5 protein-coding genes are annotated in these 8,218 nt (G+C 63.7%); 2 read left to right on the top strand and 3 right to left on the bottom strand.

Features of this window, described 5'->3' with window-relative positions; genetic code table 11:
* The coding region (locus tag FIP57_RS23840; RefSeq protein WP_203231429.1) for a hypothetical protein at positions 1-339 on the top strand (339 nt) is incomplete at its 5' end.
* Between the two features lie 1,058 nt (positions 340-1,397).
* Here FIP57_RS23840 and FIP57_RS22805 read toward each other — a convergent pair.
* Both FIP57_RS22805 and FIP57_RS22800 read right to left on the bottom strand, forming a co-directional pair.
* Positions 1,398-2,489 (bottom strand): DUF4917 family protein, encoded by a 1,092-nt coding sequence (locus FIP57_RS22805; protein WP_148576174.1) that lies wholly within the window; start codon positions 2,487-2,489, stop codon positions 1,398-1,400.
* A 590-nt stretch (positions 2,490-3,079) separates the two neighbouring features.
* Positions 3,080-4,723 carry a hypothetical protein gene (locus FIP57_RS22800; protein ID WP_148576172.1) on the bottom strand — a complete coding sequence of 548 codons (1,644 nt, stop codon included), beginning with the start codon at positions 4,721-4,723 and terminating at the stop codon, positions 3,080-3,082.
* A gap of 790 nt (positions 4,724-5,513) precedes the next feature.
* On the opposite strand from FIP57_RS22800, the gene FIP57_RS22795 reads away from it, so the two are divergent.
* Entirely contained in the window at positions 5,514-6,101 is a 588-nt protein-coding gene (locus FIP57_RS22795) for a hypothetical protein (RefSeq protein ID WP_148576170.1), read from the top strand.
* Positions 6,102-6,456: 355 nt separating this feature from the next.
* On the opposite strand, the gene FIP57_RS22785 is transcribed toward FIP57_RS22795, so the two are convergent.
* Positions 6,457-7,641, bottom strand: coding sequence for an IS110 family RNA-guided transposase (locus FIP57_RS22785; RefSeq protein WP_148576168.1), 1,185 nt, complete (start codon positions 7,639-7,641; stop codon positions 6,457-6,459).
* Positions 7,642-8,218: the final 577 nt, after the last annotated feature.

Genomic DNA, 8,218 nt, shown 5'->3' with positions numbered 1-8,218 from the left:
TGGCCCGCTGCCGCATCAACATCGTCGCCACCAACGACACCGAGATCGGAGCTGACACCATGCCAGCACTCACCGCCTGACCCCACCCGGATCACGCAGCGCTACACCACTCCCGGGGACTTGACCGAGGCCTGGGATGCGACGAACTACCTCGGCGGGATCGCGGACGTGCTGGAGCAGAAGACCAACCGGGGCGCCGCAGTCGAGCACCTCAGAGACTTGGCTGACGTGTGGCTATACCGCAACGACCGCCAGATCAAGCGAGTCTCCTATCGCGAGGAGACGCGGGATACCGCAGGACACGGGTACTGGGTCACCGTGAGCCACCTCCCCAGCTGACCAGTCAAACGCTGGCCTACCCACCACGAACAAGACTTCGGTGCGGAGGGTGTCCTCGAACCGCAAACGATGCCGAGCTGCTGACCGGGCGCATCGGCCATTCGTCGGGGAGGTCAGGCCATCGCCGAACCCGCGTCTATTCGCCGCCTGAGCACCTCGGCCCTTAACAGCTCCGCGCCGCTGAGGGTCTGCGCGCGAGCAACATCGGCCCTCTGGCCCAGTGTTCGTTCCAAGAGTCAGTGAAGATCACGTCGACGAGGGCACCAAGTTCACCGAAGGACGGTTCGTTCGAGAGCGTCACCTCGACGCTGTCTTCCAGTAGTCGGCCCGGAATCAAGGTGCCAAGAACCAATTCGTGCGCGGTCCCTCGCTGAGTGATCGGGTCATAGTCTCCTCGCAGGTCGGCGACCAAAAGCACGGCGTTGTCAACCGGATAGTCGCCCCCGTTCAACACGTTGTATCTGATGGTCCATTTGTCGTCACGCGACCGTCCTCGATCGGCGACGGACCAGACGGCAACCGAACGGGCTTGGGCTTCTCGGCGTTCGATCTCGGAGGCTCGGCGACGGGCATCTTCTTCTGCCCTCTCAGCAGTAGCGTCTCGGATTTGCCTTCCCGCGAAAATTAGACCGGCTGCGGTTGCCAGTCCGGCCACCCACTCGCCGACGCTCCCCCAGTGAGTGGCGAGCGGTCGCAAACTGGCTACCCAGCCTGTCGTGCTAACCACTGCGACGGCTAAGAGCGCCCAGCGGATGGGGGCTGAGCGCCATACTTCCCTCAACATGTCCACAGTCAGGAGGTTACGGCCGGCCTGCGTACCGTTACAGCGTAGGGGTGATTCCGCTGCACCACTTCGCGAAGGTAGCGATTTCGGCACCCCTAGCGGTCGACCGCCAGCGTTCCGAGCGTTGCAAACCTGCGTCACCTGTCAGCCGTCGAGGCAATGTGCGGTTGCCGGATGTATGTCACCTGGCTGGCCGCGGCACACCGTGGGCCGTCAGCCTGCATTGCCTCGCAGTCTCGGATACTCACTGGACGGCGATAACCTCGATGGGCGCTCACCCGCAGCGCAACTTCGGGCTCGTCAATGGATGCTCGGCTGAATCAAAGAACACCACGTCCCTACACTTCGCCAACCGTCCGCGGATCGCAGTAGCCCGGATTGCCAGCTCATGAGCCGCCGCATCCGGGTCGTCGATGTCACCGACGTAAACGCCGATCGCGACCTTTCGATCCGGATAGAGCTCGACCGCGTCGCGGATGTGTCCATCGACATCCATCAGCGACTGCCCCAGGACTGTCAACGGGGTGTCAGTCTCAGCCAGCACGCGCGCACAGAAAGACAAGTACTGCGACGACCGAATGCGCGTGACCTTCTCCGCCGACGATCCCTCACTGATGAACAGCGGTAGTCGATCCGGGTGTTCCACACTCGCCTTGATGACGTCGAGCAGCAAGGTGCTCGAGTTCGCCGTGTGCTTCGCCTCGACGTTCGTCGACAGCGACCTCCACAGGTGCAGCGCGCCATGCATGAAGAAGATCTTTGGCTGAGAGTTATTCGCCAGCCAGTGCTCTGCCAACCCAACGTCGAACGGGTCCGAGCTAGGGAACAGGTCCGCCACGCCGGCGTGCACCGCCGCCCAATACGAAATCACGTCGTAGTTCGAGACGAAGACCCTTGAGTACCGCGGCATGTGCTTCGCGAGGTCCTCAAGCACCTGAACCGGAACCCCGACGAAGCCGAAGTTGCCTCGAGGCTTCTGTCCGGCGAGCAGACGGTTAGCCTCGGGGTGGACCTTCCCGACGGTAGCCAAGAGCGCATCCCGGATCTGGATGGCGAGGTCGTCCACCCGCCTGAGCAACTCATCTTCGTTCGGAGCTACGACACCAACTATCTGATGCGCCGTCGATAGCTCAGCCAGCACTGTCTCGAAGTTGCACCGGTCACGGAAGACGTCCCTGGCGGGCCCAGCCAGGCCCGATCGTTCTAGCAACGTTCGGTACCCGAACTCGGACCAGACGTTCGACGAGAACCCGTTACCCAAGAGCAGCGCGCCCCCAGACCCGGCTTCGCCGTCGCCAGAGAACGAGCCTTCGATTGAGGTCCATCCGACGACCTGCACAGCTGGCATAGCTTTCGCCTCGGTCACGTCGTCACCCTCGCGTCTGAGTTCATCAGTCGGCAGCCACCATCACACAATCCCACTGACGTCCACACTTTGACCCCCGAAAGCAACCATCGGCGACATGCGTCTTGCCGCCGCCTATCCGCGCCGCTGGCCGAGGTCAATTAGCGCGGCGTCGATGCGATCCGATGCTGAACCGGAGACGAGGCGGTCGAGACGTGCGCCTCTTCGCCGCTCCGTCATGCGTCGCACCGATTACATGCGAGGTGGACCAGTCCCGACCGCCATCGCGTCCACGTGGTCGTGCCCGACCAAGTTGAGCGCCACGCGAGCTCGTCAGCGATCGCTTCTCCGTATCGGAAAGGCTTGCGAGGTTATGAAACTCTTTGAGGGTGCTACCTCGGACCGACCGAACATTGCTCGTGGCGCTACGCACCGTGCCGTCGCCTGCATCGGGACCGACGGATAATGGAAGCTGCCGCCGACGTCGATGGGCTGGCTACTGATCTGTCTCAGCGCGGAAGACACGTTGGCGCAGGGATCGAAAAGTGTGTTCACAACGCGGTTAGGACTTCGGGATAAGAGCGTGCGGTCCGTCCCTCCCTCGTTGAAGGCTACTCCGCATAGATGGGATCTAGAGCGTCCCCGGTAACCATGACTGTGTGCAGCGGAAGAAGCCTGTATTCATGGACCCACGTCCGATTGCGACTCGGCCGCACGCTTGCGCCGCGAAGCACGATCGAGACGTCAGCGTGCGAACCCCCTTTTCGGAGCGCTTCGATATGTTGTTCGACCCCTGCCATCTGCTCTGGCGTCACTTTGTCGAGTTCTCGCTCGCTGACAACTGCCGCCATCCCAGCGCGCGGATCATGTGCCACGAACTGCTTCCGCCCGTCTCTCCGGAGAACCGTTACCACGAGAGCCTCGCCATCGCTGGGAGCTTGATACGCATAGCTGTCCCGTCGGCTGCGTTGCATGGCTGCTCGCCAGCGGCCGAACGTGGCCTGCCAGGGCACTTCCGTCGGATCCCTCGCTAGGTCCTGCAGAGTCCGCGACCATCGCCCGCGCGACTCGAGGCCGGCTCGGCCTGCCGTGGCCAAAGCCGTCCTCGGTAAGGTCGCCAGACGAAGGCTGAGTCGGTCGGCGATGTACTCCTGCAACGCGCCAGCGGAACTGCGGGCCGTTCGGGCCTCGATTGTCGTTGGCTCGTAGCCGCTGTGAACGACACGGTTTCGTAGGGACGAGACGTGGATGAACCAGCCGGCTACCGCGCCTGTCGAGTCCACACTCCAGTCGCCGCCTAGTCGTTGGTGGTATTGCGACTTGACTCGCTGGACGAGGCCGGGATGAGCATCAAAGACCGCCGCTGCCTCCTCCGGACGCATGGCGGTTTCCCAGAGCACGTGCGCCAAGACCTCGTCGAGCAGCACCTCGGAGGCAGTAGCGAAAAGGATGACGGAAGCGCGGGGATCCCCGTTGAGATCGAGCGCGACCTCACCCTCTCGGACGAATTCTAGATACCTCGCCGCCAGCACGCCCTGACCCTGTGCTGCCATTGCGGCTGAGAACGTTTCAAAGTCGGAGCTCTCAAAGTCTGCGTCGCGAACGCCCTGCCACAGATTCATATTGAGCATGAAGAGCCCGACTTCGTCTCTGCTCGGTGGTTTCGCCACCTCACTGATGGACCGAAGCAGGAAGGGGATCATGTGCGGCAAGCGCTCGCGTGAGATAAGACTGATAGGCCTCCTGCGTGCGAGGAAATACGCGCGTTGAATGTCGCGGATACATGCCACGCCCTCGTCAAACGCGTCACTGAGTTCCTCTATCTCACTGCCCTCGCCGGGAGGCTCGCGGTCCCGTGCCGTCTCGGGGAGCCGAACGGGCACGGCCATCTCGACAACCGTGCGATCGCTCGTGGGAACCTTCTGGGTGGCATTAAGGCGTTTGGGCTTCGGGAGCTTGAGCGCAGTTGTCGCAACTTGAAACAGCAGGTCGACCTCGCGCACCACGCCGCCGTCGAGCTCGGCGCGATGGAAGCGCAGGGAGGCGACGAAGCGACGCTCCGCTCGGTGTTGCCCCTGCTCCTCACGCGCAAGGAACCAAGCGACCGGCGCTGGGATCGAGCATTCGACGGTGTAGCGGTCCGGGAAGCCGAGAGGCTCGGGTAGAGGGACGAAGAAGTATGCGATGTGAGTCGCATCGATGCCTGCCCCCTGTTGACTAATGAGTGTCGGGGCAGGTGACGGAACGAGTGGCACTTACTCACGCTACCCGCCCTCGACCGTCCGGTTCGCCAGGTGACGCAGGAAGATTCCGCACTCTTGTTATTTGCCACCCTGTGATGCGAACCCATGGGTGTTGAACGCTGGATCGCGCGAGAACTTCACTTAGCCGTTTCCGTCCGCCCCGTGCGAGGCGTTGCGCTACACCTCGGGTGGAGGGTTTCGCGATTGACCGCCTCGGTCACGCATAGCAATGGGTGGAAGCGACAGTGAAGCGCTCGTGCACAGTCCTCACGAAGGCGCTCGGAGAGCCTGATGTCCGGAAGTTCTGCCACAAGCGATGGGCTGAGGCGGACTCAATATGGGGCTGTGGTGAGTCGTGGGCGCAGGACTATTCGTCCTTTGGGTCGGGTACGGGGTCCAGAGCCGCGGGCCTGTCAACCCGGCGCACTTTGCGCGTGTCCCGCAACTTAGAGACGGTGTTGGTGTGAGTCTTCGTGTGACCGACCAGCTCCGCTGGCTTCGAACGTCGACGCTCCTTCCTAGTAGCGTGTATTGAATGCAGCCGGAGGACCCCACAGGCGATCTTGAGGCGATCGCTCGTCTCAAACTCCCGGGCGTCGCAGTTGGCACAGCTGACGGTGTAGCGCAGGTGCTCATGATCGACGAGGACGACGTTCAGACCTTCCCCCTCAGGCGCGCGAGTAAGAGGACGGCCCTCCGTTTCGCTGTTGGGGAGCCCGGACGCCGAGGGACGATTTGGCGACTGTGGGCCACCCGCAATACGGACGACATCTATCTCGGAAGCAGGAATACCGCGGGAGAGGTGAAGGTGAGCCTGCACCAGTCAGGTGACTGGCGGCTGCAGGTTGTGGAGCCGGACCGCCCGAAGACGGTTTGGTTTGACCGCCTCGATGGCGGTCTCGAGGGCCGAGTACTGGACCGCTGGCAGCGTCCCCAACCGAATGCTGTCGGCTGGACCCACGCCCTCAGCATTGTCCTTCCTGAACATCACTTGGTCACGATTCCGAATGACGGTGACCGCTGGGATGACGTCCGTTGGTTGCCGACCCCGCACACCGGAGAGCATGTCGCGTTCGAGGTCAGCCTTGTCACTCCTGGTCTCGGGATCATGTCCTGTCAGGAGTTGGTACTGAACGGCGGTCGGTTTGCGGTGATGGACGCGCTTGAACTGGCCAGCGGCGACGTGGCCCTTGTCCTGGCGCTGACCTTGAAGACGGACGAGGTAGAAGCCGTGGCCATCGCACGTTGCGAGGCCGTCGCCGCACACAACCTGCCATCTGCGGCGGAGTTCGACCGCTCCCCCCAACTCGGGCCACGCTACCTGGTTCATGGAGTTTCGTCGGATGGGCGGCGTCGGTACTACGACCTGGCTTTCACTCAGCGCGACTGAGGCGACCGTTTCAGGCACGACCGCGGCTCACGTGTGACCGCCGCGAGTGGTGCTGGAGGGACCTGGGACCACATCGTTGTGTGCGCCCGACGTCTCACCTATCCGTGCAGCAGCCCCGTCCTCGCGTGGGTCCGCATGGCGGCGTAGCCGGCACGGTCAGTGGTTAGCCGTCCCGCGCCGAGGACCCGCACGTGCTGATCGACGACCTCGGTCGTGGCCGACAGCTTATGGGGATCGACCCTGATGATCACCTGCTCCGAGTGGCGGCTCATGTGCTGGTCCCGCCTGTAATCGATCCGATGTGGAAGGCGAGGTGGGCATTGCTACTACGAGCAGGGCAGGCTCCCCTCTGTTGTCAACCAGCCTTGAGAGCAGCAGCCTTCCGGGGTCGGCGGGAGGGTTGTAGCGTCGGTTCTGTGGGTCCGGGAAGTGGCTGATCCGAAGTGTCGATGTGCGGGGGCAGGTCGACCGCGCTGGATTCTTGAGACGCCCCGCAGTTCCCTCCCGGACTCGCGTTAGCCGCTCGAGCATCAGCGATGAGTTGGCGGTAGAGGGCGTCGGAGATGCGGCGTTTGAGGCAGCGCATCGCTTCCATGCGGCTCTTGCCGGTGGCGAGCTTGCGTCGGTAGTAGGCGCGGCCCTCGGTGTCGAGGCGGATTTGGGTGGCTGCGGCGATGTGGATCATGTGGTTCATCCGCCGGTTGCCCGCGCGCGAGAGCCGGTGCCGCATGGTCTCGCCGGAGGAGGCCTCGATCGGTGCGGTGCCGGTCCAGGACGCGAACCGGTTGCGGTCGGCGAACCTGGTCACGTCGCCGACATCGGCCAACACCCGGGCGGCGACGATCGGGCCGACACCGTGAAGGTCCATCAGGTGCGAGCCGCTGGCCGCGACTAAGGCCCTGAGCTCGGTGCCCATCGCCTTCATCTTCTTCTCGATCACGACCAGGTCGGCGAGCTGTTCGGCGGCGAGCCGGCGGCGGGTCTTGCCGACCAGATCGCGGGGGCGCACGCTGGCAAGGATCTGCTTGGCCTGCCCGGTCGTGATGTCCTTCTTCGCCTTGCCTGGTGTGAGTTTGGCGAGCAGCCGCTGGAGCCGGTTGGCGGTCTGCGTCCGTTGCCGCGCCAACTCCTCGCGTCGGTCGACCAGCATCCGCAGCGCCTCCAGCTCCGGGTCGAGCGTGAGCACGCGCGGCTCCTTGGCGCGGACCGCGGCGACCGCGACCGAGTGGGCGTCATGAGCGTCGGTCTTGCGGCCATGGCCGGTGTCCAGCATCCGTGCCCGGCCGGCGAGCTTGGCCGGCACATCGACCACATGCTCACCGTCGGCCAGCAGGCGCTGAGCCAGCGACCGGCCGGCACCGTTGCTGCCCTCGACCGCCCAGACCGCATCAGGCCAGGCGGCGACGTGCTTGCGCATCGCGGCATAGCCGGCCTTGTCCGTGGCGAACCGGCCAGAGGCCAGCGCCTTCTCGTGATCGTCGACGACCTCAATCGTGGCCGACAGCTTGTGGGGATCGACCCCGACAATGATCTTCTCCATGAGCACCTCGCGCTGATCCGAACGGAAAGGTCGGCGAGGCGGGCATTGCTACTGCGAGCTGGGCAGACCCCTCTTGGGCCACGTCTCACCACGGTGCTCGGCGGAAGCGCAAACCGGAATAGAGCCACACCCCATAATCAGATGGGCAGCCGCGAAGAGAGCGTCCCGCCGAGCACCTGGACCGAGTCTGGCCAGACGCCGGCCCTACCGGAATCGTCTAGTAGCCGCGAGTCGGACCGTCCGGCCCTGCGTCTTCGGACATCGCCGCGGCGATCATTCCGTGATGAGCAACCACACCAAGACTGACCGACGGCGCCAACGCCGGTGCTCGTTCTAGTACTTCTTCGAGATTGGTCGTCGGGTGGATCCGAGCGGTTGTTCCTCAGACAATCGCATGACGTGCGCTTGAGCGTTTCGCTTGCGAGCCAGACGGTCTTCCTCGCCCTTTAGCCTCGCGCTTTCACGTCGCTGAGGTGGTGTACGGCGCGTAACGCACGGAAGTGCCTGTTCTGCACGGGATTCTTGGATTGCTGAAGTCAAAGAAGCCGAGCGGAAAGGCACTCCGTAGGTGAAGCGT

It is taken from the genome of Nocardioides caldifontis, from assembly GCF_008087345.1.
GTDB lineage: Bacteria > Actinomycetota > Actinomycetes > Propionibacteriales > Nocardioidaceae > Marmoricola_A > Marmoricola_A caldifontis.
Note: the sequence above shows the minus strand (reverse complement) of the source record. Positions and strands in the feature narration are given on the sequence as shown.

Coding starts and splice junctions, on each gene's coding strand:
- FIP57_RS22785 (WP_148576168.1), bottom strand. CDS start 7,641: ATGGAGAAGATCATTGTCGGGGTCGATCCCCACAAGCTGTCGGCCACG.